Annotated in this window: 24 protein-coding genes and 1 pseudogene; 11 read left to right on the top strand and 14 right to left on the bottom strand. The window is 72.0% G+C overall.

Annotated features, from left to right (window positions below):
- Nucleotides 1–169 precede the first annotated feature (169 nt).
- Together ACFXDE_RS33595 and ACFXDE_RS33590 are read left to right on the top strand one after the other, a co-directional pair.
- Entirely contained in the window at nucleotides 170–1,594 is a 1,425-nt protein-coding gene (locus tag ACFXDE_RS33595) for a S1 RNA-binding domain-containing protein (RefSeq protein WP_380498299.1), read from the top strand.
- Nucleotides 1,591–2,274: an HAD family hydrolase gene (locus tag ACFXDE_RS33590; protein WP_380498298.1), complete on the top strand. Its 684-nt coding sequence runs from the start codon at nucleotides 1,591–1,593 to the stop codon at nucleotides 2,272–2,274. The genes ACFXDE_RS33595 and ACFXDE_RS33590 overlap by 4 nt, the downstream gene beginning before the upstream one ends.
- Here ACFXDE_RS33590 and ACFXDE_RS33585 read toward each other — a convergent pair.
- A complete protein-coding gene (locus ACFXDE_RS33585; RefSeq protein WP_380498297.1) occupies nucleotides 2,243–2,974 on the bottom strand; it encodes an SDR family oxidoreductase in 732 nt (243 codons plus the stop codon). The genes ACFXDE_RS33590 and ACFXDE_RS33585 overlap by 32 nt on opposite strands.
- 104 nt (nucleotides 2,975–3,078) lie before the next feature.
- Between ACFXDE_RS33585 and ACFXDE_RS33580 the strand changes: the two genes are divergently transcribed.
- Nucleotides 3,079–3,930, top strand: coding sequence for a helix-turn-helix transcriptional regulator (locus ACFXDE_RS33580; RefSeq protein WP_380498295.1), 852 nt, complete (start codon nucleotides 3,079–3,081; stop codon nucleotides 3,928–3,930).
- A gap of 125 nt (nucleotides 3,931–4,055) precedes the next feature.
- Here the strand turns inward: ACFXDE_RS33580 and ACFXDE_RS33575 are convergent, their stop codons facing one another.
- Nucleotides 4,056–4,898, bottom strand: a complete 843-nt coding sequence (locus ACFXDE_RS33575; protein WP_380498294.1) for a hypothetical protein — start codon at nucleotides 4,896–4,898, stop codon at nucleotides 4,056–4,058.
- Between the two features lie 138 nt (nucleotides 4,899–5,036).
- On the opposite strand from ACFXDE_RS33575, the gene ACFXDE_RS33570 reads away from it, so the two are divergent.
- The gene (locus ACFXDE_RS33570) at nucleotides 5,037–5,357 is read left to right on the top strand and encodes a cupin domain-containing protein (RefSeq protein ID WP_380498293.1); all 321 of its coding nucleotides are present in this window, start codon (nucleotides 5,037–5,039) and stop codon (nucleotides 5,355–5,357) included.
- Between the two features lie 257 nt (nucleotides 5,358–5,614).
- Here ACFXDE_RS33570 and ACFXDE_RS33565 read toward each other — a convergent pair whose 3' ends face one another.
- The 6 genes from ACFXDE_RS33565 to ACFXDE_RS33540 all read right to left on the bottom strand — a co-directional run bounded on the left by ACFXDE_RS33565 (nucleotide 5,615) and on the right by ACFXDE_RS33540 (nucleotide 11,005).
- Nucleotides 5,615–6,196: an RICIN domain-containing protein gene (locus ACFXDE_RS33565; RefSeq protein ID WP_380498292.1), complete on the bottom strand. Its 582-nt coding sequence runs from the start codon at nucleotides 6,194–6,196 to the stop codon at nucleotides 5,615–5,617.
- A 282-nt stretch (nucleotides 6,197–6,478) separates the two neighbouring features.
- Entirely contained in the window at nucleotides 6,479–6,670 is a 192-nt protein-coding gene (locus ACFXDE_RS33560) for a DUF397 domain-containing protein (protein WP_380498291.1), read from the bottom strand.
- A 17-nt stretch (nucleotides 6,671–6,687) separates the two neighbouring features.
- Entirely contained in the window at nucleotides 6,688–7,614 is a 927-nt protein-coding gene (locus ACFXDE_RS33555) for a DUF5753 domain-containing protein (protein ID WP_380498290.1), read from the bottom strand.
- A 105-nt stretch (nucleotides 7,615–7,719) separates the two neighbouring features.
- Nucleotides 7,720–8,322, bottom strand: coding sequence for a class I SAM-dependent methyltransferase (locus ACFXDE_RS33550; RefSeq protein WP_380498289.1), 603 nt, complete (start codon nucleotides 8,320–8,322; stop codon nucleotides 7,720–7,722).
- An 80-nt stretch (nucleotides 8,323–8,402) separates the two neighbouring features.
- Nucleotides 8,403–9,095, bottom strand: coding sequence for an aspartate/glutamate racemase family protein (locus ACFXDE_RS33545; protein ID WP_380498288.1), 693 nt, complete (start codon nucleotides 9,093–9,095; stop codon nucleotides 8,403–8,405).
- Between the two features lie 47 nt (nucleotides 9,096–9,142).
- Nucleotides 9,143–11,005 (bottom strand): CocE/NonD family hydrolase, encoded by a 1,863-nt coding sequence (locus ACFXDE_RS33540; protein ID WP_380498287.1) that lies wholly within the window; start codon nucleotides 11,003–11,005, stop codon nucleotides 9,143–9,145.
- Nucleotides 11,006–11,274: 269 nt separating this feature from the next.
- Between ACFXDE_RS33540 and ACFXDE_RS33535 the strand changes: the two genes are divergently transcribed.
- Nucleotides 11,275–12,396, top strand: a complete 1,122-nt coding sequence (locus ACFXDE_RS33535; RefSeq protein WP_380443503.1) for a HoxN/HupN/NixA family nickel/cobalt transporter — start codon at nucleotides 11,275–11,277, stop codon at nucleotides 12,394–12,396.
- A gap of 66 nt (nucleotides 12,397–12,462) precedes the next feature.
- Here the strand turns inward: ACFXDE_RS33535 and ACFXDE_RS33530 are convergent, their stop codons facing one another.
- Nucleotides 12,463–13,413: an SGNH/GDSL hydrolase family protein gene (locus ACFXDE_RS33530; RefSeq protein ID WP_380498286.1), complete on the bottom strand. Its 951-nt coding sequence runs from the start codon at nucleotides 13,411–13,413 to the stop codon at nucleotides 12,463–12,465.
- Nucleotides 13,414–13,536: 123 nt separating this feature from the next.
- Between ACFXDE_RS33530 and ACFXDE_RS33525 the strand changes: the two genes are divergently transcribed.
- Nucleotides 13,537–15,405, top strand: coding sequence for an FAD-binding dehydrogenase (locus tag ACFXDE_RS33525; RefSeq protein ID WP_380498285.1), 1,869 nt, complete (start codon nucleotides 13,537–13,539; stop codon nucleotides 15,403–15,405).
- A 7-nt stretch (nucleotides 15,406–15,412) separates the two neighbouring features.
- Here the strand turns inward: ACFXDE_RS33525 and ACFXDE_RS33520 are convergent, their stop codons facing one another.
- Nucleotides 15,413–15,976 carry a S26 family signal peptidase gene (locus tag ACFXDE_RS33520; RefSeq protein ID WP_380498284.1) on the bottom strand — a complete coding sequence of 188 codons (564 nt, stop codon included), beginning with the start codon at nucleotides 15,974–15,976 and terminating at the stop codon, nucleotides 15,413–15,415.
- Nucleotides 15,973–16,320, bottom strand: coding sequence for a metalloregulator ArsR/SmtB family transcription factor (locus ACFXDE_RS33515; protein WP_359968280.1), 348 nt, complete (start codon nucleotides 16,318–16,320; stop codon nucleotides 15,973–15,975). The genes ACFXDE_RS33520 and ACFXDE_RS33515 overlap by 4 nt, the downstream gene beginning before the upstream one ends.
- A gap of 112 nt (nucleotides 16,321–16,432) precedes the next feature.
- Here ACFXDE_RS33515 and ACFXDE_RS33510 point away from each other — a divergent pair, with 112 nt between their 5' ends.
- The 3 genes from ACFXDE_RS33510 to ACFXDE_RS33500 all read left to right on the top strand — a co-directional run bounded on the left by ACFXDE_RS33510 (nucleotide 16,433) and on the right by ACFXDE_RS33500 (nucleotide 19,060).
- The gene (locus tag ACFXDE_RS33510) at nucleotides 16,433–16,837 is read left to right on the top strand and encodes a (2Fe-2S) ferredoxin domain-containing protein (RefSeq protein WP_359968283.1); all 405 of its coding nucleotides are present in this window, start codon (nucleotides 16,433–16,435) and stop codon (nucleotides 16,835–16,837) included.
- A gap of 115 nt (nucleotides 16,838–16,952) precedes the next feature.
- Complete coding sequence (locus ACFXDE_RS33505) at nucleotides 16,953–17,207, top strand: hypothetical protein (RefSeq protein WP_380443493.1); 255 nt, start codon at nucleotides 16,953–16,955, stop codon at nucleotides 17,205–17,207.
- Nucleotides 17,208–17,392: 185 nt separating this feature from the next.
- Nucleotides 17,393–19,060, top strand: a complete 1,668-nt coding sequence (locus ACFXDE_RS33500) for a fibronectin type III domain-containing protein (protein WP_380498283.1) — start codon at nucleotides 17,393–17,395, stop codon at nucleotides 19,058–19,060.
- A 58-nt stretch (nucleotides 19,061–19,118) separates the two neighbouring features.
- Here ACFXDE_RS33500 and ACFXDE_RS33495 read toward each other — a convergent pair whose 3' ends face one another.
- Complete coding sequence (locus ACFXDE_RS33495) at nucleotides 19,119–19,451, bottom strand: YnfA family protein (protein WP_380498282.1); 333 nt, start codon at nucleotides 19,449–19,451, stop codon at nucleotides 19,119–19,121.
- Between the two features lie 41 nt (nucleotides 19,452–19,492).
- Nucleotides 19,493–20,707 carry a pyridoxal phosphate-dependent aminotransferase gene (locus ACFXDE_RS33490; RefSeq protein WP_380443487.1) on the bottom strand — a complete coding sequence of 405 codons (1,215 nt, stop codon included), beginning with the start codon at nucleotides 20,705–20,707 and terminating at the stop codon, nucleotides 19,493–19,495.
- A 103-nt stretch (nucleotides 20,708–20,810) separates the two neighbouring features.
- On the opposite strand from ACFXDE_RS33490, the pseudogene ACFXDE_RS33485 reads away from it, so the two are divergent.
- Together ACFXDE_RS33485 and ACFXDE_RS33480 are read left to right on the top strand one after the other, a co-directional pair.
- Nucleotides 20,811–21,161 (top strand): annotated as a pseudogene (locus tag ACFXDE_RS33485) (winged helix-turn-helix transcriptional regulator); the annotation flags it as partial.
- A 134-nt stretch (nucleotides 21,162–21,295) separates the two neighbouring features.
- Nucleotides 21,296–22,084 carry an SGNH/GDSL hydrolase family protein gene (locus ACFXDE_RS33480; protein ID WP_380498281.1) on the top strand — a complete coding sequence of 263 codons (789 nt, stop codon included), beginning with the start codon at nucleotides 21,296–21,298 and terminating at the stop codon, nucleotides 22,082–22,084.
- A gap of 26 nt (nucleotides 22,085–22,110) precedes the next feature.
- Here the strand turns inward: ACFXDE_RS33480 and ACFXDE_RS33475 are convergent, their stop codons facing one another.
- Nucleotides 22,111–22,788 carry a GNAT family N-acetyltransferase gene (locus ACFXDE_RS33475; RefSeq protein ID WP_380498280.1) on the bottom strand — a complete coding sequence of 226 codons (678 nt, stop codon included), beginning with the start codon at nucleotides 22,786–22,788 and terminating at the stop codon, nucleotides 22,111–22,113.
- Nucleotides 22,789–22,955: the final 167 nt, after the last annotated feature.

Here is a 22,955-nt window from a genome sequence, read left to right as displayed (position 1 = left end):
GCGTACGCGGGCAAGAGCGTCACGCTGAAGTTCACCGGCACCGAGGACGCCTCGCTGCAGACGAGCTTCGTGATCGACGACACCTCCATCCAGACGAGCTGACGGAGCGCTGACCGGCGGTGGCTCCTGCCGCGCGGTCCGGCCGGCCCGGCTGGCTAGACTGCGCGGCATGCCTCCCGTCCTCCGCCTGAAAGGCCCCCACGACCACCACTCCCGCGAGAGCCACGCGCAGGCCTGCACGGCCGCCGTCGCCGGCCTCGCGCTCGACGCCGGGGTGACCCGGCTGACGCTCGACAACCCGGCGCTGACCGGGTTCTTCTCGTTCTCCCAGCGCCGCGTGGGCATCAACGGTGACGGGCTGCACGGCCTCTTCGACTACCGACAGCGGGGCTACCACGACGGCGCCGAGGTGCCGTTGGCCACCGGACTGGCGCTGGTGCGCGCGATGGTGCTGCGGCACGGGGCGTGGTGCCGCCTCGACGACGACGGCGGGTTCTTCGTCCACGTCGACGACGAGGGGGAGATCTACGTCGGCGGGGTGCCGTGCTCCGGTGCCTCCGTGGAACGGGCGCGGGCGCTCGGACTCGACGTCGATGAGGTCGAACGGTCGCCGTACGCACGGGAGTTGGACGAGACGACCGATGCACGCCCGGCCGACGACGCGTTCTGGGCGGAGGCCGGCGCACTCGCCGCGGCCCGGGGAGCGGTGCTGCTGGAGGAGCAGTACGTCCGCAACGGCCGCCGCTGGCACGAGATTTCCTGCGCCGCTGACGCCGAGGCCGTGCGGGCGAAGCTGACGCCCCGCGCGCGGCTCGCCGTCTGGCCGGCCCTCTCGCCCGACACGGACGCCGTCCGGGCCGCGATCAAGCGGCGGAGGCCGGTCGCCCTGCTCGTCGAGGAACCGCAGCTCGCCGACTCCTTCCCGGCGCGCGTCGCCGAGCGGCACACGGACGTGCGCAAGGGCCGCGCCGCGCTGATCCCCGTCGATCCGGCCGACCGCCACCCGCTGCTCTCCGCCGAACTCCCGGACCCTGACGGCGTGTTGCGCACCCGTTGGCGTCTCCAGCCGACCCGTGCCGAGCGGCTGCGGACCTACCTCGGGACACTGTGGGTCGGTGACCGGGTGCGCGGTGTGGTGTCGACGGGCCTGCTCGACGTCGGCGTGCGCGTCCACCTGGAGGGCGATGTCGGGCGGCACGTCGGCTTCTTGCGCATCCCGGAGATGTCCTGGAGCCACTTCGACTCCGTGGACGACGTCGCGCCGCTCGGCCGGGAGTTCGAGGCGCTCGTGCTGAACGTCGAGTTCGAGCAGGAGCAGGTCAACTTGTCGATGAAGGGCCTCCTGCCGGACCCGTGGCGGCTGTTCGCCGATACCGAGCCGGTCGGGCGCACGTTCACCGGAGTGGTCAGCAAGCTCTTCGTGCCCGGCGCGCTCGTGGATTTCCGCACCGACGCCGGCGTGGAGCTGGGCGGCCTGATACCCGCCGAGGACGTTCCGTCCTGGGTCGAGGAGGGCTCAGAAATCGCCGTCGTCCTGGAGGAGTTGGACCTCGCCCGGCGTCGCATCCGGCTCCGGCCTATGCTGGCCGGATGATCAAGCCGATTGAGCTGGTGATATTCGACTGCGACGGCGTCCTCGTGGACAGCGAGGTCATCGCCGCCCGCGTCCAGCTGCGCCTCGGCGCGGAGCTGGGGTGGCCGCTGACCCTGCCCGACGTGGTCGAGCACTTCATCGGCCGCTCCGAGGCCGCCAACCACGCGGTGGTCGCCGAGCGGCTCGGCACGGTGACCGCCGACCGCTGGCGCGAGCGCTTCGTCGAGCTCCACGCCGAGGCCGTGGAGGCCGAGTTGGAGCCGGTGGCCGGGATCCCCGAGGCGCTCGCCGAGCTCACCCTGCCGACCTGCGTCGCGTCCAGCGGCTCGCATGACAAGATGCGCCACACCCTCGGCCGCACCGGCCTGTACGACCACTTCGCCGGGCGCATCTTCAGCGCCACCGAGGTCGGGCGCGGGAAGCCCGCGCCCGACCTCTTCCTGCACGCTGCGCGGAGCATGGGCGTGGACCCGGCCGCGTGCGTCGTCGTCGAGGACAGCCTGCCCGGCGTCCGGGCGGCCCGCGCCGCCGGGATGCGCGCCCTCGGCTACGCGGGCGGGCTCACCCAGGCGGAGCGGCTGGCGGGGCCGGACACGGTCGTCTTCGACGACATGCGGAAGCTGCCCGAGCTGATCCGGTCCTCGGCGTCTACCAGGGGAGGGTGGTGCCGTACTCGCTGAGGAAGCGGCCCGTCGGCCCCTCGGTGGCCGCCGCCACCTGGGCGGCGATCCGCCGGCCGCCCTCCTCGGCGGTGAGCGAGCCGGTGTGGTGGTTCAAGTCTGTTGCGCAGTAGCCGGGTTCGACAGAGCTGAACTTCACCCCGGCGTCCCGCAGGGCGCGGGCGTAGACGAGCGTGACGGCGTTGAGCGCGGCCTTGGAGGTGTTGTACGCCAGCAGGGTCGCGTGCTCCCACACCGGGGAGTCCGGGTCGGCGAGGAACGACGTGCTGGCGAGGCCGCTGGAGACGTTGCACACGCAGCCGGCGGACGACTTCCGCAGCAGCGGGAGCAGCGCGTTGGTGACGGCGACGACGCCGAACACGTTCGTCTCGTACACCTCCCGCATCGCGGCGACGGGCAGCCGGTCGGGCGTGTGCTGCCAGTCCCGGGTGATGCCGGCGTTGTTGACGAGGGTGTCGAGCCGGCCGTGCTCGGCCTCGACCTGCTCGACGGCGGCGCCGATCGACGCCTCGTCGGTCACGTCGAGCCGCACGAAGTGGGCGTCGAGCCCCTCGGCGGTGAGTTCGGCGGTGGCCGCGGTGCCGCGCTCGTGGTCGCGGGCGCCGATCAGCACGGTGTTGCCCGCCCGGCCCAGTTCGCGGGCGGCGGCGAATCCGACACCCTTGTTGGCGCCGGTGATGAGGATGATGCGCTCGGTCATGGCATCGAGCCTGGCCCGCCGCGGGCGGCGCCGGGAGGGCACTGCCGAGGGTGGTATCGCCAGTGCCATGGTCGCCGGGCGAGCGGACGGGCCACACTGGAGGCGTGGAACACGTCGACCGGGCGGAGCTCGCCGCCTTCCTGCGCCGCTGGCGGGCGCGCGTGCAGCCGTCGGACGTCGGCCTGCCGGCCGGCGGGCGCCGCCGCACCCCGGGCCTGCGCCGCCAGGAGGTCGCCCAGCTCGCGGGCATGTCGGTGGAGTACTACATCCGCCTCGAACAGGGCCGCGGCCCGCGGCCGTCCCGCCAGATGCTCGGGGCGATCGGCCGGGCCCTGCGCCTGTCCGACGACGAGCGCGCCCACCTCCACCACCTCGTCGGCGAGCAGCCCGGCCCGCCGCCGGGCCTCGACCGGGAGGTCAGGGCGGGCGTCCTGCACCTGCTCGACCGGCTCGACGACACCCCGGCGGTGGTGTGCAGCGCGGTCCGCGACCTGCTCGCCTGGAACGCCATGGCCGCCGCCCTGCTCGGCGACTACTCCGCCCTGCCGCCCGCCGAGCGCAACCTGATCTGGCGCTTCTTCACCGATCCGGAGAGCCGCTCCCGCCACGACCCGGCGGGCGTCGAGCAGTTCAGCCGCGGCGCGGTCGCCGACCTGCGGGCGGCGACGGCCCGCTACCCCACCGACGCGGGCGTGCGCGGCCTGGTCGACCGCCTGCTGTCGGCCAGCGCCGATTTCCGTGAGCTCTGGGCGCAGAAGGACGTCTCGGTCAGCCGCTCGAACCGCAAGCGCATCCTGCACCCGGTGGTGGGCCCGCTCGACCTCGACTGCGAGGCGCTGCACGACCCGAAGCGCGACCAGTGGATCATCCTGTACACGGCGGCGCCCGGCACGCCCTCGCACGAGGCGCTGCGGCTGCTCAAGGTGGTCGGGAACCAGGACCTGGCGGTGCGGTAACCGCTTGCGGGCCGCCCCGGGGCTCCGGCCCGGTGGTGCGTCGTGTTCACGTTCCCCGCCGGCCGTCCTGGGCTCGACGGCGTTCCGGTGGTCGGCGAGGTCGGTGACCGGACTCGGTCCGGACCTCAGTGTTCGCCGGCCGGGAGCCGCCACACGAACGGGAAGAAATCCCGCTTCCACTGCTCGGACCTCGCCAGGGCGTCGGCGGCCGCAGGGGCGCGCAGGAAGGTGCGGTGGCGCAGCAGTTCGCGGCGCTCGGCGGGGGTGAGCAGGCGGTCGTCCTCGTCGAGGTTCTCCGGGTGGTCGGCGGGCAGGTCCGGGTGGCCGTCGATCGGCACGCACTCGGTGACGTTGAGGTGGTCGCCGTCGGCCGTCCGGTAGTCGAGGCGCAGCTCGGTGCGCCACTGGGAGTTGCTACCCCAGCCCTGCGAGAGGTCGACGGTCGGGCGGTGGCGCCGGCGGAAGGTCCAGTAGATCGGCCAGGCGTCGGCGACCCCGCGCTCCGCGTGCGCGGCACCCGCCCGGACCCGTACGCCGGCGCGGCTGAACAGCAGCTCGCCGAGCATCAGTCCGGGCCAGCGCAGGCCGAGCACCTCGACGGGCGCGTCCCGGTCGTCGGCCTGGTCGACCTCGGCGATCTCGTGGTGGAAGGGGTCGAAGGCGCCGTCGTCGTCGATCGGGGTCATGCCGAGGGCGGCGAAGAAGCCGAGGTACTCCTGCCACGTTCGGGTGTCGTCCAGCAGGAGGTAGTCGCTCACGCGGCTCAACGCGTAGAGCTCCCAGTTGAGTTCGCGTCCGTCCGGATCCTCCCACCAGGGCTGGTGCCGGGCCGCGGTGGCGAGCTCCTCGCGGTAGCCGGCGTGCAGGGCCCGGTCGAGCCAGAGGGCGATGACCTCCTCGTACTGGCTCGCGCCCTCGTAGTCCAGCAGTGCCTCGTAGAGCGCCCGCGCGCCGACCTCGTCCGTCATGCCGGGAGCCTACTCGCAGGTTTTACCGAACGGTCGACCAATTATTCGAGCCGGTCGCGTAGCGTCCAGGGCATCCACCGAAACGCGACAGTGCGGGCGCTTGCCTTGATGGCCGGGCGTGCCGCCGGGAGGCATGCCATGAACCTGGTCCACACTGCGTCGTTGCTGCCCGAGGCCTGGCAGTCGGCAGTAGTCGCCGATGTCGGGACGGCGGCGGTGAAGCTGCTACGGATGGACGGCCGGCCGCTGCCACCCGAGGTCCATGCGACGGCCGAGGTGCTGGTAGTGGTCGAGGGGCGGCTGGAACTGCTGGTGGACGGCGTGGAGTTGAGTGTCGGGGCGGGCGAGCTGTACCGAGTGCCGGCCGGTGCGGTGCACGCGGTGCGGCAGGGTAGCTGCGGGACGCTTCTGATCGTCGAGGTACCGGAGCGGCCCTCGTCTGGGACGATCGATTCATGATCTCGGACGAACGTTTGGACCAAGCCGCGCGGCTCTACGATCGTGCCGTATTCGGCGCCGACGCCGACGCCATCCCCGCCGCCTGGCGGCGGAGACCGAGTCTCATGGAGTCCTGCGCTGGGTTGCGGACGCGAAGCTCAAGCTTCGCTCAACTTCCGTGTAAGACACGGGAGTTTGGCTAATCTCAGAGTCGGGGGGAGAGAGCCCCGGCAGGCCGAGCCTGCCGGGCGCTCCCGTGTCGACGGTACCGGAGCCCCTCAGTGCTGGAGGTCGATCAGCCACGTTTGATTGCCGTGTGCGGGGCTATTCGGATCGGTGAAGCAGGACCAAATCTGCAGGAGCGCGCCCACCGGCGGTGGATTCGGGAAGGCTGGGTTCCGGGCGTCGAGGCACTTGGTCCCGGTGCCCCTGTTCACCAAGGCGAATTCGTGGGACGAGGCAGGGGTCAGCGGGTTGAACCGGACTCCGATCCAGTTCTGGCTCGGGCTTCCGTTGCAGTCGTTGAGCACCACGGGGGTGCCGTTGGTCGTGTCGTGGCCAAGGAGGTCAAGGCACTTGCTCAGAGTCCAGTGGATCTGGAACACCCCGTCGTTCCCCCACGCCGCGAAGAAGACCGAGGAGTCAATCGGGGCCGCCAGGCGTAGGGGGGATCCGTTGAGACAGCCGAAGTCGTGGCATCCGGGCGGTGCTGCAACGAACGCAGCCAGGCCGGACTGTTCGTTCACTATGCGTGTCGAGACGCTGGTTGATTGTGCGCTGGCGACTTCCGGGAAGAGCGCGCTGGATGCCGTGAAGGACATGCTCAGGGCAGCCAGGAGAATGGTGCGTTTTCTGCTCATCGTATTACTCCCCCTGAAGGGAGGCGTCGTCCGAGTGTGACCGGGTAGGGCTCACCGAACCACCGGTCGTCCGCTGCTACCTGGGTAACTACTCTCATCCTGACACCGTGCCCACCGGGTGGCGAGCCGGCCGCAGGGGCCATGCTCTGTGACATGCAAGGAGGCAGTTGAGGCGGCGCAGCAGTAGGGATGCGTATCCGAAATCCCGAGATGGTGACTCATCGCGACGAGACGGGGGGAGAGAGCCCCGGCAGGCCCAGCCTGCCGGGCGCTCCCGTGGGTTCAGAGAAGCCCGAAGTCGAACTCGCCAGAGGCGACGGCGTTGACGAACGCGGAGTGCCCCTCCCGGTCGAAGACCAGCGCCGGGCCGGAAGGATTCTTCGAGTCGCGGATGTAGGTGACCGGCTCGCCCGTGACGCCGATCTCGACGCAGTTGTCGTCCCCTCCGCTGTAGCTGGACCTCCTGAAGGTCACCTCGGAATGGAAGCGGCTCACTTGATCTTGTCTCTCTGTGCGGTGATGAAATCGAGCGAGGAGTCGACGGGCAGGGCCTCCGCCGTGATCTCCTGAAACTTGGCCCGATAGAGCTCCACATCGGCGGGGTCTTCGACCCACAGGCTGCTGAGAAGCCCTTCGGCCAGTACGACGTCGAGGTCGTGCCGCTGCGGGAACCCCATCAGTGCGAACGCCCCGCTCATCCCGGGGTGGACTGCGGCGCCGATCGGCATCACCTGGATATTGACGTTGGACAGACGGCTGAGCGTCAACAGCCGGTCCAGCTGCGGCACCATGATGTCCGGGCGATTCGCGTTCGAGCAGAGGGCGGCCTCGTGGATGACGGCCCAGAGCTGCACGGGGTTCTGGCGCGTGAGGATGGATTGACGTGCCATCCGGACCTGGACGAGGTCCTCGACGGTTCCGCCTGATCGGATCCGGAGCCGGTCGATGACGATCCGGGCGTATTCGGGAGTCTGGAACAGCCCTGGGATGAAGGACGGTTCGTAGGTCTTGTAGGTGGATGCGTCGGCTTCCAGGAGGATCAGGTCGTTGGCGGTGGCATTGATGACATCGCGGTAGCTCAGCCACCAGCCACGCTTGCTTCCGTCCTTGGTGATGGCGATCAGGCCGGCGCGGAAGTCCTCGTCCTCGCACCCGTAGTAGTCGAGGAGCCTGTCAAAGATCTCCGGGGTGGCGAACGGCAGTTGGTGCCGCGCGATGTCCGCATAGACCTGGCGGGTCAGCGCGAGACCGGCCGGCGGCCGACCGCTCCACACCTTGGCGACCCGGCCATCGCCCAGCCCGTAGACGACGCCCTCGACACCGGCGCCGATACGGCGGGCACTTGGGAGTCCACGGTCGGCGAAGTACGCAGGCCACGGGTCGACGGCGAGTGGGTCCGCACTCGGGGTGATCTCCATCCATGTAGTGGACCAGCAAGCGCACTCGCCCGACCAGGCATAACTGAACGAGGAATTCTCCTACCCGCATGACCTGCCGCCCTGTTCGCCGTCGGTGCCTCGTGGCTAGTGAAGGGGCTTCGTCCACGTGAGCGAGTAGCGGCGCAGTACGTGTCGGCGCCACCGCACTCCTGGCAGGAGGCGCCGTGCAGCGGACCGTACCTCCGCGTAGGTCAGTGAGGCTTCCGCCACCGGCATGCCCTCCGGTGCGCTCGCCCGGCGCAGGAGCTTGATCGCTCGGACAAGCGGCGCCACCGCGAGGAGGCTGGCCCAGTCGGCCGGGCTCTTCTCCCTCGCCATGCCGACCACCACCAGGACGCCGCCGGGGCGCAGCAGTTCGCGCATCCTCGTGAGTGCCGCCTCGAAGTCCATGTGGTGGATCGTCGTCACCGTGCAGATGAAGTCGTAGTCGGTGTCGGGGAGTTCGAGGTCGAGGAAGTCCCCGGTGAGGAATTCGAGATCGGCCCGCGCTCGGGCGGCGGCGATCATCTCCGGCGACTTGTCGACACCGACGACCCGTTGCGCCCGCTCGGCGAGCTTCACCGCCAGCATGCCGTCCCCGCAGCCGACGTCCAGCGCCGTCCGGCATGCGGCGGGGACGGCGCGGAGGATGTCCGGGTGGCGGGCGACGTTCGTGTTCCAGTACGACTTCGGTTCAGGGCGTTCCACCGGGCCATTCTTGCGTTCTCGGGCCGAGGTCGGGCACCCCGGTGTCTGGATCTTCCTGACGCCCCTCACGGCTTGAGTCGTTACGCCAGCGCCGCCGCGATCGCCGCCTCGGCGTGGAGGCGGGCGGTGGGGAAGACGGGGACGGGGCTGTCCTCGGCGGCGACGAGGAGTTCGATCTCGGTGCAGCCGAGGATGATGCCCTCGGCGCCCGCGGCGACCAGCTCGGCGATCACCCGGCGGTACGCGGCGCGCGACTCCTCGCGGACGACGCCGACGCACAGCTCCTCGTAGATGACCCGGTGCACGAGTGCGCGGCCCTCCGGGTCCGGGACGAGGACGTCCAGGCCGCCGCTCGATGCGAGCCGGCCGCGGTAGAAGTCCTGTTCCATCGTGAATGCCGTGCCGAGCAGTCCGACCCGGCGCAGGCCGGCGGTGCGGACGGCGGCCGCGGTGGCGTCGGCGAGGTGGAGGAGGGGGATGGTGACGGCGGAGGCGACCTGGTCGGCGACCTTGTGCATGGTGTTGGTGCAGATCAGCAGCAGGTCGGCCCCGGCCGCCTCCAGGGAGCGTGCGGCGTCGGCGAGGAGTTCGCCGGCCTCGGTCCAGCGGCCTTCGGCCTGGAGGCGTTCGACGGTGGCGAAGTCGACCGAGTAGAGCACGAGTCGGGCGGAGTGCAGTCCGCCGAGCCGCTCCCGGGCGAGTTCGTTGAGGAGGCGGTAGTACTCGGCGGTGGATTCCCAGCTCATGCCGCCGATCAGGCCGAGAGTCTTCATGGGGCCAAATATAAAGACAGGGGCGAATTTCATGCAAATATATAAGGCTAGCTTTGAGGGGTGTCCCGCGGTACGCGGTGCTGCCATTCCCTCGTGAAGACGACCGAGCCGGCCTCCAGGGCGCGGAGCTGGACGATGCTGATGAAGTGGGTGGCGTCGCAGCGGAGTTGGGCGCGGGTCTGGAGGGTGACGTCCCAGCCGAGGTCGGGGCGTTCCAGGCGGGTGGTGTGGTCGGTGCGGGCCTGGGCGCTGAGGGGGGCGTCGGTGAGGACGCGGTAGGCGGTCACGGTGTGCTCGTCGCGGACGAGGCCGTCGGGCTGGGTGCGGGTGCCGTCGGCGGCGGGGGAGAGTTCGGTGCGCCACTCGTGGCGGCCGAGGTCGTGGACGGTGACGCGTTCGGGGCGGGCGGTGAGCGGCTCGGTGAGGTGGACGGCGAGCGGGTCGGGCAGCACCGGGGACTCCAGGACGACGGCTGTCGCGCCCACGTCGGCGGCGAGGTGGCGGACGGGCAGGGTGAGGGTGCTGTGCGACGGGTCGACGGCGTACCCGGAGCCATCGGGGGCGGGCCACACCCATGGCCAGTACACGGACGAGAGCGCGAGCCGCAGCCGGTGCCCGGCCGGGAGGGAGAACGCGCAGGCGGCCAGTTCGACGGTGACGTCGGTCGTGCCCGACGTCACCAGTACGCCCCGGGTGATCAGTTCCGACGTCCCGTCCGGCCGGACCGCGCACAGCCGCGCGACGATCAGGGCCGGCCGCCCGTCCTCGCGCAGCCGCAGCCGGACGGACGGGATGCCGAGGATCTCGACGGGCTCGGGCTGCGGCCGGGAGTCGAAGCAGACCGAGCGCCCGTCCTCCTCGCGCTGGTCCGGCGCCCGGTCGGCGGGCCGGCCGAGCGGGACGTAGGCGCCCGCGTTGAGGCCGGTGTGCTGGGGCGAGCGGACGTGGACGTAGCGGTCGTCGGAGGTGGTGCCGGCGGTCTGCAGCTGGCCGTCGAGGCCGTAGTGGATCTCGCGGACGTCGGGGGAGGGCCAGACCTCGTCGCCGACCCACCGGGTGCCGAGCAGGCTGCGCAGGGCCGGTTCCCTGCGGACGCCGGTGTCGATGTCGCGCAGCCAGTGGTCCCACCAGCGGAGGGTCTCGGGGAGGGTGTCCTCGGGCAGGCCGTGCGGCCAGGGGCCGACCAGGGCGCGGGCCTCGGGCGAGGTGGCGAGCAGGCGCAGGACGAACGAGCAGGACGGGTCGCCCCACCCGGCGATCGCGAGTGCGGGGACGGAGACCGGGACGGACGTCTCTCCGGCGGCGAGCCAGCGTTCGGCCGGCGGTTCCAGGGATTCGAGCCGGGCCAGCCACTGCGGGCGCCAGGCGTCGCCGACGTGGCGGGGGTCCGGCGGCCGGGCGGCGGAGGCGACGAGGGCGGTGAGCCGGGTGTGGAGGTCGGCGGCGAGGACGGCGCCGCCGAGCCGGTGGCCGCCCTCGGGGCAGGCGGTGACGACGGCGCGGACGGTCCCGGGGGAGCGCGCGGCGAGTTGCAGGGCCGTGGTGCCGGCCGCGCCGACGCCGAGCAGCCCGACCCGGCCGCTGCACCAGGGGCGGGCGGCGAGCCAGGCGATCACGGCGGTGCCGTCGGCGAGCTCCCGGTCGTCGCCGGGGGTGACGGGCAGGCCGCCGGAGTTGCCGTGACCGCGGGTGTCGACCCGGACGGCGGCGTAGCCGTGGCCGGCGTACCAGGGGTGGCGGCGGGCGTCGTCGGCGGCGGACCAGTCGGTGAGCCGTCCGGCGGAGTACTCCAGGAGGGCGGGGACGGGCTCGTCGCTGACCGGCCGCCACACCCGGGCGGACAGCTCGGTGCCGTCGGGCAGGGGGATGCGGACGTCCTCGCGGGTGGTGTGGAAGGGGTACGACGGCATTGCCGCTCCCATCGGGTCCCGGGCCGGTGAACGCCGACGGGGGGTGTGCGTGCCGGCATTCCGACCCTAGGGGAGGAGTCGGCCGATTTCCTGATGAATCGGGCGCGGTGGTGAAGGCCCGGATTTGCACCGCCTTCACCCGGCGCGTTCGGGGCTCACCAGCGCGTGTTTGTGTCCGCAGTGCTTCAGTATTTGCGAACGGCTTGCAACTGCCTCCCGGTCGAGGGAAGGATGTCCCCGCACTCCGCTCCCCCGAAAGGACCACAGCAATGGCCAGCCCCGCCGCAGGTGCCCCGTCCGTCAGATGGTGGCACCGGCTCACCCGCGAGGAGTGGATCCGCCTGGCCGGCATGGGCGGCTTCATCCTCGCGCTGCACGTGATCGGCTGGTTCACGCTGCTGGCGCTCGTCGCGCCCGAGCACTACGACGTCGGCGGCCAGGTCTTCGGGGCCGGCATGGGCCTCACCGCCTACACCCTCGGCATGCGGCACGCCTTCGACGCGGACCACATCGCGGCGATCGACAACACCACCCGCAAGCTGATGGGCCAGGGCAAGCGGCCGCTGTCGGTCGGCTTCTGGTTCTCGCTCGGCCACTCCTCGATCGTCTTCGGCCTCTGCGCCCTGCTGGCCTTCGGCATCCGCTCGCTCGCGGACCAGGTCGAGGCGGACGACTCGACGCTGCACCGGATGACGGGCCTGATCGGCACCACCGTCTCGGGGACGTTCCTGCTGCTGCTCGGCCTGATCAACCTGGGCGCCTTCAACGGCATCCTCAAGGTCTTCCGCAAGATGCGCGTCGGCGAGTACGACGAGGAGGAGCTGGAGCGCCAGCTGGAGAAGCGCGGGCTGATGAACCGCATCCTCGGCAAGGTCACCCGGGCGGTCACCAAGCCCTGGCACATGTACCCGGTGGGCCTGCTGTTCGGGCTCGGCTTCGACACCGCGACCGAGGTCTCGCTGCTGGTGCTGGCGGGCGGCGCGGCGGCCTTCTCGCTGCCCTGGTACGCGCTGCTGACGCTGCCGATCCTGTTCGCGGCCGGGATGAGCCTGCTGGACACGATCGACGGTTCGTTCATGAACTTCGCCTACGAGTGGGCGTTCTCCCGCCCGGTCCGCAAGATCTACTACAACCTGACCGTCACCGGCCTGTCGGTCCTGGTCGCGCTGGTGATCGGCCTGATCGAGCTGATCGGTCTGCTCGGGGAGAAGCTGGACATCACCAGCGGCCCGATCGGCTGGATCGGCTCCCTGGACCTCAACTTCGTCGGCTACGCGATCGTCGGCCTGTTCGTGGTCACCTGGGCCGGGGCGATCCTGTTCTGGAAGTTCGGCAAGGTCGAGGAGAAGTGGTCGGCGGGCCTGGTCTCGGCCGGCAGCGAGGCGGAGTAGTCCCCGGAGCGGTACGAAGGGGCGGCGGACCGGAGTGCGGTCCGCCGCCCCTTCGGCGTTCCGGGGTCAGCGCAGCGCGGCCAGCACGGCGTCGGCCATCACCTTCTCGCCCGTCGCGTTCGGGTGGAACGGCACGGCGGGCGAGCCGGGCAGCGCGCCCTCGACCCAGCGGTCGTCCGAGCAGGCGTCGTGCCCGGCGGTCGGCGTCTGCGTGTCGACGTAGACCGCGCCGCTGCTCGCGGCGGTGGCCTTGAGCATGGCGTTGAGGCTGCTCAGCGTCCGGTACAGGTACGGGATGTCGCGCGGCGCGATGGGCTGGCGCAGCACGCAGGACGAGCCGTCGGCGGGCAGCACGGACGGGTAGCCGACCAGCAGGAGCTTGGCCTTGGGGGCCTTGGCGCGGATCGTGGCGATCGCGGCGGCGAGCCTGGGCTGCGCCGCGGCGATGCGGTCGGCGAGGTCGTCCTCGCCGTACTGCCAGCTCCAGCTGCTCCAGTCCCAGTGGCCGTGGTTGTAGACGTCCTGGCAGGGCGTGCCGAGCGGGTTGACGACGGCGCCGGCGATGCAGGTGGCGATGACGTCGCCGATGCCGATGTCGCTGGTGCCGAGGTCGTTGCCGCCGATGCCGAGGGTGACGAGGTCGGCGTCGGGGGTCACGGCGTCCAGCTGCGGGTCGTTGACCTTCAGGAACAGGTCGTACTGGGACTCGGTGACGTTCTTGACCTTGGCCGCGGCGCAGGTGACGTCGGTGTAGGCGCCCGCGTGGAGGGCGGCGGCGACGAGGTGGCCGTAGTTGTGGTCGGAGCGCAGGCACAGGCCGGCGGACTGGCCGGGCACGCCCGCGCCGGCGGCGTAGGAGTCGCCGAGCGCCACGTAGTGCTTCGGGGCGGGGGTGGCCGCCTGGGCGGTCGTCGTGGTGAGCGCGAGCGCGGCGCCGAGGGCGACGGCGGCGAGCGCGGAATTGCGGGCGCGGCGGACGCGCGAGCGGTGGGGCTGATTCCGGGCAGGGCGGAACACGGTTCCTCCTGGGGGAGAGAAACGACGAGGTGGGGGTCGTGCCAGCCGGGCGCCACAGCTACTCACAGGTAAGTTACTGCCAGGTTTCGTGCCCGTCCATCCTCGGCGGGGAATTTCTCGAAAATGCGTCAGATGGGGCCGCAGGTTATTTCGAATTACGCTCCGGTGTGTATCGAAGGTATTTCCGAAACGCCCCGGAGCGGAATTGGTGCCACTGCTTGTCACCTGCGGCCGCCGCCGGTTGACCGGACGTCACCGCAGGCCGCAGTATCGGGCGCACAGCGACGGCGCCCGTCCCCCCGCGCCGTCCGCACCCCCGCGACGGAGGACTGCGCAATGGCCCTGGACGCCGACGTCATCGTCATCGGAGCGGGACTCGCCGGTCTCACCGCCACCGCCGAACTCGCCGACGCCGGACGGAAGGTGATCCTGCTCGACCAGGAGCCCGCGGCCTCCTTCGGCGGCCAGGCGCACTGGTCCTTCGGCGGCCTCTTCCTCGTCGACTCCCCCGAGCAGCGCCGGATGCGGATCCGCGACTCGCACGCCCTCGCCGTGCAGGACTGGTTCGGCACGGCGGGCTTCGACCGGCCCGAGGACACCTGGCCGCGCCGCTGGGCCGAGGCCTACGTCGACTTCGCGGCCGGCGAGAAGCGGGCCTGGCTGCACGGGATGGGCGTGCGGTTCTTCCCCGTGGTGGGCTGGGCCGAGCGCGGCGGCTTCCTCGCCGACGGGCCGGGCAACTCGGTGCCCCGTTTCCACATCACCTGGGGCACCGGGCCGGGGCTGCTCGAACCCTTCGTCCGCCGGGTGCGCGCCGCGGCCGCCCGCGGGCTCGTCGACCTCCGGTTCCGCCACCGCGTCACCGGGCTCGCGGCCACCGCGGGCGTCACCGACACCGTCACCGGGGAGGTGCTGGAGCCCAGCGCGGCCGCCCGCGGCGAGGCCAGCTCACGGGACGTCGCCGGACGGTTCGAACTGCGCGCCCAGGCCGTGATCGTGACCTCCGGCGGCATCGGCGGCAACCACGAACTCGTCCGCAGGGCCTGGCCCGCCCGGCTCGGCACCCCGCCCGCGCGGCTGCTCTCCGGCGTGCCCGCGCACGTCGACGGCCTGATGCTCGGCATCGCCGGCGCGGCCGGCGGGAACCTGATCAACGGCGACCGGATGTGGCACTACACCGAGGGCATCGAGAACTGGGACCCGGTCTGGGCCCGGCACGGCATCCGGATCCTGCCCGGCCCGTCCTCGCTCTGGCTCGACGCGACCGGCCGCCGGCTGCCCGTGCCGCTGTTCCCCGGCTTCGACACCCTCGGGACGCTCGAACACATCATGGCCACCGGGCACGAGCACACCTGGTTCGTGCTCAACCAGCGCATCATCGAGAAGGAGTTCACCCTCTCCGGCTCCGAGCAGAACCCGGACCTGACCGGGCGGTCGGTGCGCGGCGTGCTCGGCCGCGCCCTGCCCGGCGCCCCCGGCCCGGTCAAGGGCCACCTGCGGCACGGGCCCGACTTCGTCGTCGCGGGCAACCTCCCCGACCTCGCCCGCGGCATGAACGCCAGGACCCGCCGGCCGCTGATCGACCCGGACGAGCTGCGCCGCACCGTCGAGGACCGCGACCGGCAGCTGGCCAACCCCTTCGCCAAGGACCTCCAGGTCACCGCGATCCACGGCGCCCGCCGCTACCTCGGCGACCGCCTGGTGCGCACCGCCGCCCCGCACCGCATCCTCGACCCGTCCGCGGCCCCGCTGATCGCCGTGCGCCTCACCGTCCTGACCCGCAAGTCCCTCGGGGGCCTGGAGACCGACCTCGCCTCGCGCGTCCTGCGCCCGGACGGCGAGGTGCTCCCGGGCCTGTACGCGGCGGGCGAGGCGGCGGGCTTCGGCGGCGGAGGCGTGCACGGCTACCGCTCGCTGGAGGGGACGTTCCTCGGGGGCTGCCTGTTCTCGGGCCGCGCCGCAGGCCGCGCGGCGGCCGAGGCGACGGTCTGACGATCCGTCAGTTCGCGCCGATCGGAGCCTTCCCGGCCCGGCCGGAGCCGACGGCGGCGACGAGGGCGGCGATCCCGTCGGCGAAGAACAGGAGCGGGCCGAGGACGAGCAGGACGATCGCGCCGGTCAACTTGCCCGGCAGGGGAGGCGGTTCGACATCGGTGCCGGTGTGCCAGACCACCCGCTCGCCGAGCTGCGCCAGGTCCACCGTCGCCGTGCCCTGCCGGTCCTGGACGAAGGCCTGGCCCGGCAGGACGGTGACGTCGACGTCGCGCGGGCACGAGCCGTCCACCGGCTTCCCGTTGAGCGTGAACCGCCCGGCCCGGCAGGTGATCCGGTCGCCGGCGAGGGCCATGACCCGTTCGAGGAAGGCGTGGTCCGTGGCCGGCGGGGTGCCGAGGTAGTGGACCTCGCCGCGCTGCACGTCTTCGGCCCGGACCCGGTCGGTGAGCAGCAGGTCGTCGTCCAGGGTCTTCGTCGCGTAGCCGGTGAGGAGCACGGCGAAGCCGAGGCCCACCGCGAGCAGTCCCGCCGCCCGGAGCGCGATCCTCCGCAGCCGCCTCCCGTTCACCGGTCGGCCAGGCCCAGGCGCAGGTGGTCGACGTGGTAGACGGCCTGGTCGAGCAGCGCGGCCACGTGGTCGTCGTGCAGCGAGTAGACGACCGAGCGGCCGCGGCGCTCGCCGACGACCAGGCCGAGGTTGCGCAGCAGCCGCAGCTGGTGCGAGCACGCGGACTGTTCCAGGCCGACGGCCTCGGCGAGTTCGGTGGCGGCCATCGGGCCCTCCCGCAGCCGGCCGAGGATCAGCAGGCGGGACGGGGTGGCCAGGGCCTGGAGGGTGGTGGCCACCTTGGCCGCGTTGGACGCGTCCAGGCGCATCCGCGGTACGGCGCTGTCGGCGGTCGCATGTCCCATGGGGGCATCCTACGGACCGCCCGCGGGCGGACGGCACCCGCCGGTGGGCCGGAACCGTGCGGGTACGCTGCGGAGGCCGAACGGGCCGCCGACCAGAGGAGAAGCCGAACCCATGAGCCGCCGAGACCGCGACCGCCCGCGTGCCGCCGCCTCCCCGGTGACCGTCACGGTCTGCCGCGGGTGCTGCTGCGGCACCGAGCAGAAGCACCCGGGTGTGGACCACGCCGGGCAGTACGAGCGGCTGCGGGCGGCGGTCGGGTCGGCGGGCCGGGTGCGGGCGGTCAAGTGCCTGGACGCCTGCACGCATTCGAACGTGGTCGTGGTGGGCCCCTCCGGCGAGGGGCGCGCGGCCGGGGGCCGGCCGGTCTGGCTGGGCTGGGTGCTGGCCGACGACATGATCGACGAGATCGCCGCGTGGGTGCACGCGGGCGGCCCCGGCCTGGCCGATCCGCCGGGCCTGCTCGACCTGCAGGAGGTCGCGGTCTCGCGCCGGATCCGCGAGGGCCTGCCGGAGTGAGGCCCCCGTCGTGACGGGGTCGCCCCGGTCATGCGTACACAAGTCTCACGCGGGGTCAACTGGCCCGACTAGCATGACCGGTGGCTCCGAGCGGATCCGCCCAGGGAGGAAGACGATGACCACGGTCTGCCGCATCTGCGCGGGCACCGGCCGCACCGCCGGCCTCAACTGCCGCACCTGCCAGGGCACCGGGACGACGGAGGTCGGCGGCGGGGGCGGCAACTGCTTCCTGTGCGACGGCACCGGGGTGTACGTCCGCTACCGGGTGGACGCGACCGGCGCCAAGCACGCCTACCGCGACGAGATCTGCCGCACCTGCGACGGCACGGGCAACCGCGCCACCACGAGCTGGGACGAGCCGTCCGGCTGAGGCCCGACGTCCGACGGCCGGTCATGTCCGCCACCACGGGGAGGCCATGATCCGGTGTCGGAATGGTCGTGGACATGATCTTTACCTGGACTTGACCGGGTATTGGCGTCCGAGTGGTGTTCGCGCACCTGTCCGTTCACCGCGCGTCCGTGCACGGGCCACGCGCCGCTGGAAGAGTCCCGCGCATGGATATCCCTCACATGGGCGTACCGGCCAAGCTCGCCGACCGCATGAGCATGGCCGAGCAGCACGAGTACCTGCGGGCCCGCTTCTCCCGTCGCCGGATGCTCCGCGCCGGTGCCGTCACGGTCGGTGCGGTCGCGGTGGGCGGTGCCCTGGGCAGCGGCACCGCCTTCGCGGCGCCGGCCACCCCGCAGCTGCTGACGGGCGGCACGGCGGACGGGATCGACGGTGCGGTGGTCGCGCCGACCGGCCGTCACCTCCAGTTCGGCGCCGAGCCGGACACCCAGTTCCGCATCTCGTGGCAGGTGCCGGTGCCGGTCAAGAAGCCGTTCCTGCGCTTCGGCAAGCACCCGTGGGACCTCGGCCACAAGGTCGAGGCCGAGGTCCGTGCCCTGCACACCCCGGCGCTGACCCCGACCGGCCAGCCGGTGGACCAGTACTACCTGCACGTGGCGCTGGAGGACCTGGAGCCGGACACCACGTACTACTACGGCGTCGGCCACCAGGGCTTCGACCCGGCCTCGCAGCAGCAGATCTCCACGCTGCACACCTTCCGCACCGCGCCCTCCCGCGACCACCGCTGGGGCAGGGTGTACGAGCCGTTCACCTTCACCGCGTTCGGCGACCAGGGCGTCAGCGCGCACGCGGCGGGCAACGACAACATCATCAAGGCCCAGAAGCCGGCCTTCCACCTGCACGCCGGCGACATCTGCTACGCCGACCCGGCCGGCTCCGGCACCGACCCGGACAAGGCCGTCTACAACGCGAAGACCTGGGACGCCTTCCTGGTCCAGACCGAGACGGTCGCCGCCGACATCCCGTGGATGGTCGCCTACGGCAACCACGACATCGAGGCCTGGTACTCGCCCAACGGCTACGGCGGCGAGAACACCCGCTTCTTCCTGCCGGACAACGGGCCGGACCCGCGCAACGTCCCCGGCGTCTACACCTTCCGCTACAAGAACGTCGGCGTCATCTCCCTGGACGCCAACGACGTCTCCTACGAGATCCCGGCCAACCTCGGCCTCTCCGCGGGCAAGCAGACCCGGTGGCTGGAGCGCACCCTCAAGGACCTGCGCGGCGACGAGACCGTCGACTTCATTGTGGTCTTCTTCCACCACTGCGCCTTCTCCACCACGGTCGCGCACGCCTCCGAGGGCGGCGTCCGCGAGGCCTGGGTGCCGCTGTTCGAGAAGTACCGGGTGGACCTGGTCATCAACGGCCACAACCACATCTACGAGCGCACCGACGCCATCCTGGGCAACAAGGTCTCCAAGCAGGTGCCGAGCGGCGCCACCATCGAGCCCGAGAAGGACGGCGTGGTCTACGTGACCGCCGGTGCCGCCGGGCGCAGCCTGTACAACTTCGCGACCCCGGACACCTACGAGGGCCACGAGAACCACCAGGACGAGGTCCAGAGCTACTACTGGAGCAAGGGGCGGGTGAAGACCCCCGAGACCATCCAGTGGTCGCGGGTGCGCTACACCGGCTACTCCTTCATCAAGGTCGACGTGACCCCGGCCCACCTGGGCCAGAAGTCGGTCATGAAGGTCACCGCGCTGGCCGAGAACGGCACGCAGATCGACAACTACACGATCCTGCGCAAGGTCGGCGAGGGCTGGGACTCCGGCCGCGACGACGACGGCGAGGGCGGCGGCTGGGGCTGGTAGTCCCGTGCGGTCGTGACGGTGCCCCGGTGTCGAGGACCGACACCGGGGCACCGGTGCGTCAGCGCCGGGGCCCGTACATGATCACGCCGACCCCGGCGAGGCAGACCAGAGCGCCGATCACGTCGTAACGGGTCGGCCGGAAGCCGTCCACGGCCACGCCCCACAGCAGGGAGCCGGCCACGAACACCCCGCCGTACGCGGCCAGGACGCGGCCGAAGGTGCCGTCCGGCTGGAGCGCGGCGACGAACCCGTACGCGCCGAGCGCCACGACGCCCACGCCCGCCAGCCACCACGGCCGTTGCTCCCGGACGCTCTGCCACACGAGCCAGCAGCCGCCGATCTCGGCGAGCGCGGCGAGGGCGAACAGGGCGACGGAGCGCAGGACGGTCATGACGTGCCAGGGTATGCGTTCCGACGTGCCGGGGTGTGCGCTCAGACCTGCCGGTACGTCGCCAGGAAGCGCCCGATGCGGTTGATCGCCGTCTCCAGGTCGTCGGCCCGGGGGAGGGTGACGAAGCGGAAGTGGTCCGGGCGGGGCCAGTTGAAGCCGGTGCCCTGGACGACGTGGATCTTCTCGCGGAGCAGCAGGTCCAGCACGAACTGCTCGTCGTCGACGATCTTGTGCACCGCCGGGTCCAGCCGGGCGAACGCGTACAGCGCGCCCTTGGGCTTGACGCAGCTGACGCCCGGGATCTCGTTGAGCGCCTTGAACGCGACGTCCCGCTGCTCGGTGAGCCGGCCGCCGGGCAGCACGAGGTCGTTGATGGACTGGTGGCCGCCGAGCGCGGCCTGGACGGCGAACTGCGCGGGCACGTTGGGGCACAGCCGCATGCCGGAGAGCATCGTCAGGCCCTCCAGGTAGTCCGTGGCGTGCTGCTTGGGCCCGGAGACGACCAGCCAGCCGCTGCGGAAGCCGGCCACCCGGTAGGCCTTGGACAGGCCGTTGAACGTCAGGGTGAGGACGTCGTCGGCGAGCGCGGCCAGGCAGTGGTGCTCGGTGTCGTCGTAGAGGATCTTGTCGTAGATCTCGTCGGCCAGGACCATCAGCTGGTGGCGCCGGGCGAGGTCGAGGATGCCCTCCAGGAGCTCCTTCGGGTACACCGCGCCGGTCGGGTTGTTGGGGTTGATGACCACGATGGCCTTGGTGCGGGCGGTGATCTTGGCGGCGATGTCCTCCAGGCTCGGGTACCAGTCGGCCCCCTCGTCGCACAGGTAGTGGACGGCCTTGCCGCCGGCCAGCCGCACCACGGCCGTCCACAGCGGGTAGTCCGGCATCGGGACGAGCACCTCGTCGCCGTCGTCGACGAGCGCCGTGACGGCCATCTGGATCAGCTCGGAGACGCCGTTGCCGAGGTAGACGTCGTTGACGTCGACGCCCTGCACCCCGCGCTGCTGGTAGTACTGCACCACCGCGCGGCGGGCGGGCAGGATGCCGCGCGAGTCGCTGTACCCGTGCGCCTTCGGGAGGTTGCGGATGATGTCCTGGATGATCTCCTCGGGCGCCTCGAAGCCGAACGGCGCCGGGTTGCCGGTGTTCAGCCGCAGGACGCTGTGTCCGGCCTCCTCCAGCGCGTTGGCCTGGTCGACCACCGGACCGCGGATCTCGTAACACACGTCATTCAGCTTGCTGGACTGCCGAAACTCCACTGCGGCCTCCCGACCGTTACGGTCACACCCCGTTCGCGCTCTGCAGCTTTGTTCTACCAAGTAAGCACTTGGAAAGTCCAACCTTTTGGCTATGCTGATCCACATGTCACGCCGAAGCTACGACCAGTACTGCGCCGTCGCCCGCGCCCTGGACGCGGTGGGGGAGCGCTGGAGTCTCCTGATCGTCCGTGAACTCCTCCGCGGCCCGCGTCGCTACACCGACCTGCACGCCGACCTGCCCGGCGTCTCCACCGACATCCTCGCCGCCCGGCTCAAGCAACTGGAGGGCGAGGGCCTCGTGCTGCGCCGCCGGCTCGAACCGCCCGCCAGCGCCACGGTCTACGAGCTCACCGGGCGCGGCCGCGAACTGCGCCGCGTCATCGAGGCGTTGGGCGAGTGGGGCCTGCCGGCCCTCGGCGAGCAGCGGCCGACGGACGCGGTGCGGGAGCACTGGGTCACGGGGGCGCCGGAGGCCGTCGACGCGGTCGCGGACGGCGCCGGCTGACGGGGGGCGGCGGACGGCGCCGCTCCGGTCCATGCGTACGATCGTCGGACCACGGAGCAGTCGGAGGAGAGCGGAGAGCGCCCGTGCCCACCACGTACCGCAGTTACGTCGCCGTCGGGGACTCCTTCACCGAAGGCATGTGCGACGACCTCATGCCCGACGGCCACTACCGCGGCTGGGCCGACCGGGTCGCCGCCGCGCTCGCGGACGAACTGGCCGAAGCGCCCGGCGCCGACGCCTTCCGCTACGCCAACCTCGCCGTCCGCGGCAAGCTCATCGGCCAGATCCACGACGAACAGCTCGCCGTCGCGGCCGGGATGGGCGCCGACCTCGTCACCCTCGCCGGCGGCCTCAACGACGTGCTGCGCCCCGGCTGCGACATCGCCGAGGTCGAGCGGCTGCTCGGCCGCTGCGCCGCCGGGCTGCGGGCCGGCGGCGCCACCGTCGTCATGTTCACCAGCACCGACCCCAGCCGCAGGATGGCCGGCGGCGCCCGGCTGCTGCCCGCGATCCTGCGGATGAAGGCCTTCGTGCACGAGCTCGGCCAGGACGACGGCATCGCCGTGGTCGACCTCTTCTCCGCGCCCTGCTTCGACGACCGCCGGCTCTGGGCCGAGGACCGCCTGCACCTCTCGCCCGAGGGGCACCGCCGGGTCGCCGCCGCCGTCCTGGAGGCGCTCGGCCGCCCCGCCGGCTTCGACTGGCGCGCCCCGCTGCCGCCCGCCGCCCCGCGCGGCCGTGCCGAGAAGCTCGGCGCCGACGCCCGCTGGATCGGCTCCCACCTCGGCCCGTGGATCGGCCGCCGCCTCACCGGCCGCTCCTCCGGCGACGGCCGCCCGCCGAAGCGGCCGGAGCTGCTGCCCTACCGCTGAGTGCCGCCCTACTGCTGACCGCTGCCCTACCGCTGCGCGCCGCCATCCCGTGCCTCCGGCTCCAGGACGAGGCTCGCCATCGGGGAGTGGACCGTCCAGCCGAGCGCCGAGTACAGCGCGCGGCCGTCGGTGGTGCCGACCAGGACGGCCTGTTCGGCACCGGCCTCGCGGGCGGCGTGCTGGAGCGTGCCCATCACGACGCTGCCGAGGCCCCGGCGGCGGTGGTCGGGGGACGTGACGATCTGGTCCGGCACGGCGACCGGGCCCGCCAGGCCCGCCTGCCCCCGGGCGGCGAGGTGGCCGGCCGAGGTGCGGACCAGTGTGCGGACGACGCCGCCGCGGATCCACGTGGTGACGGTGTAGCCGGCCGGCGGCGCGGGGCGCCCGGCGCCGCCGAGCGGCAGGCTCATCAGGAAGCCCGGCACGTCCAGCCGCCACTCGGGCCCCAGCCAGGGGCGGACGGTGTCGTCCTCCGCGAACAGCTTGAGCCAGGTGCCCGGGGCCGTCGTCGCCCCGGCGATCTCGCGGACGTCGTCCTCGGCGGGGTGCGGCAGCACGCGCCGCGCGACCTCTCCGGTCGGGGCCCCGACGTCGATGCTCCAGCCCCACGGCGCGGGGGCGGGTTCGGCGGCGCCCCGGGAGACGACCCAGCCGGAGATCCAGCGGCGGACGAGTTCCGTGGTGTCCGGGTCCTGGTTCCGCATCGGTGTACCCCCGTTGGTAATAGGTGAATGTATGCTGCATACCTTACGCCTGGGGGGAGGGGTGAGGCCAGGGGCGCAGTAGGCTTGGCGGGTTCGACGCACCGGAACGATTCGGTGCGCCCAGGCCGGAAGGACGACGACACGTGAGCGAGCGCAGCGAGCGAACC

It is taken from the genome of Kitasatospora sp. NPDC059408, from assembly GCF_042751525.1.
Taxonomy (GTDB): Bacteria; Actinomycetota; Actinomycetes; order Streptomycetales; family Streptomycetaceae; genus Kitasatospora.
Note: the sequence above shows the minus strand (reverse complement) of the source record. Positions and strands in the feature narration are given on the sequence as shown.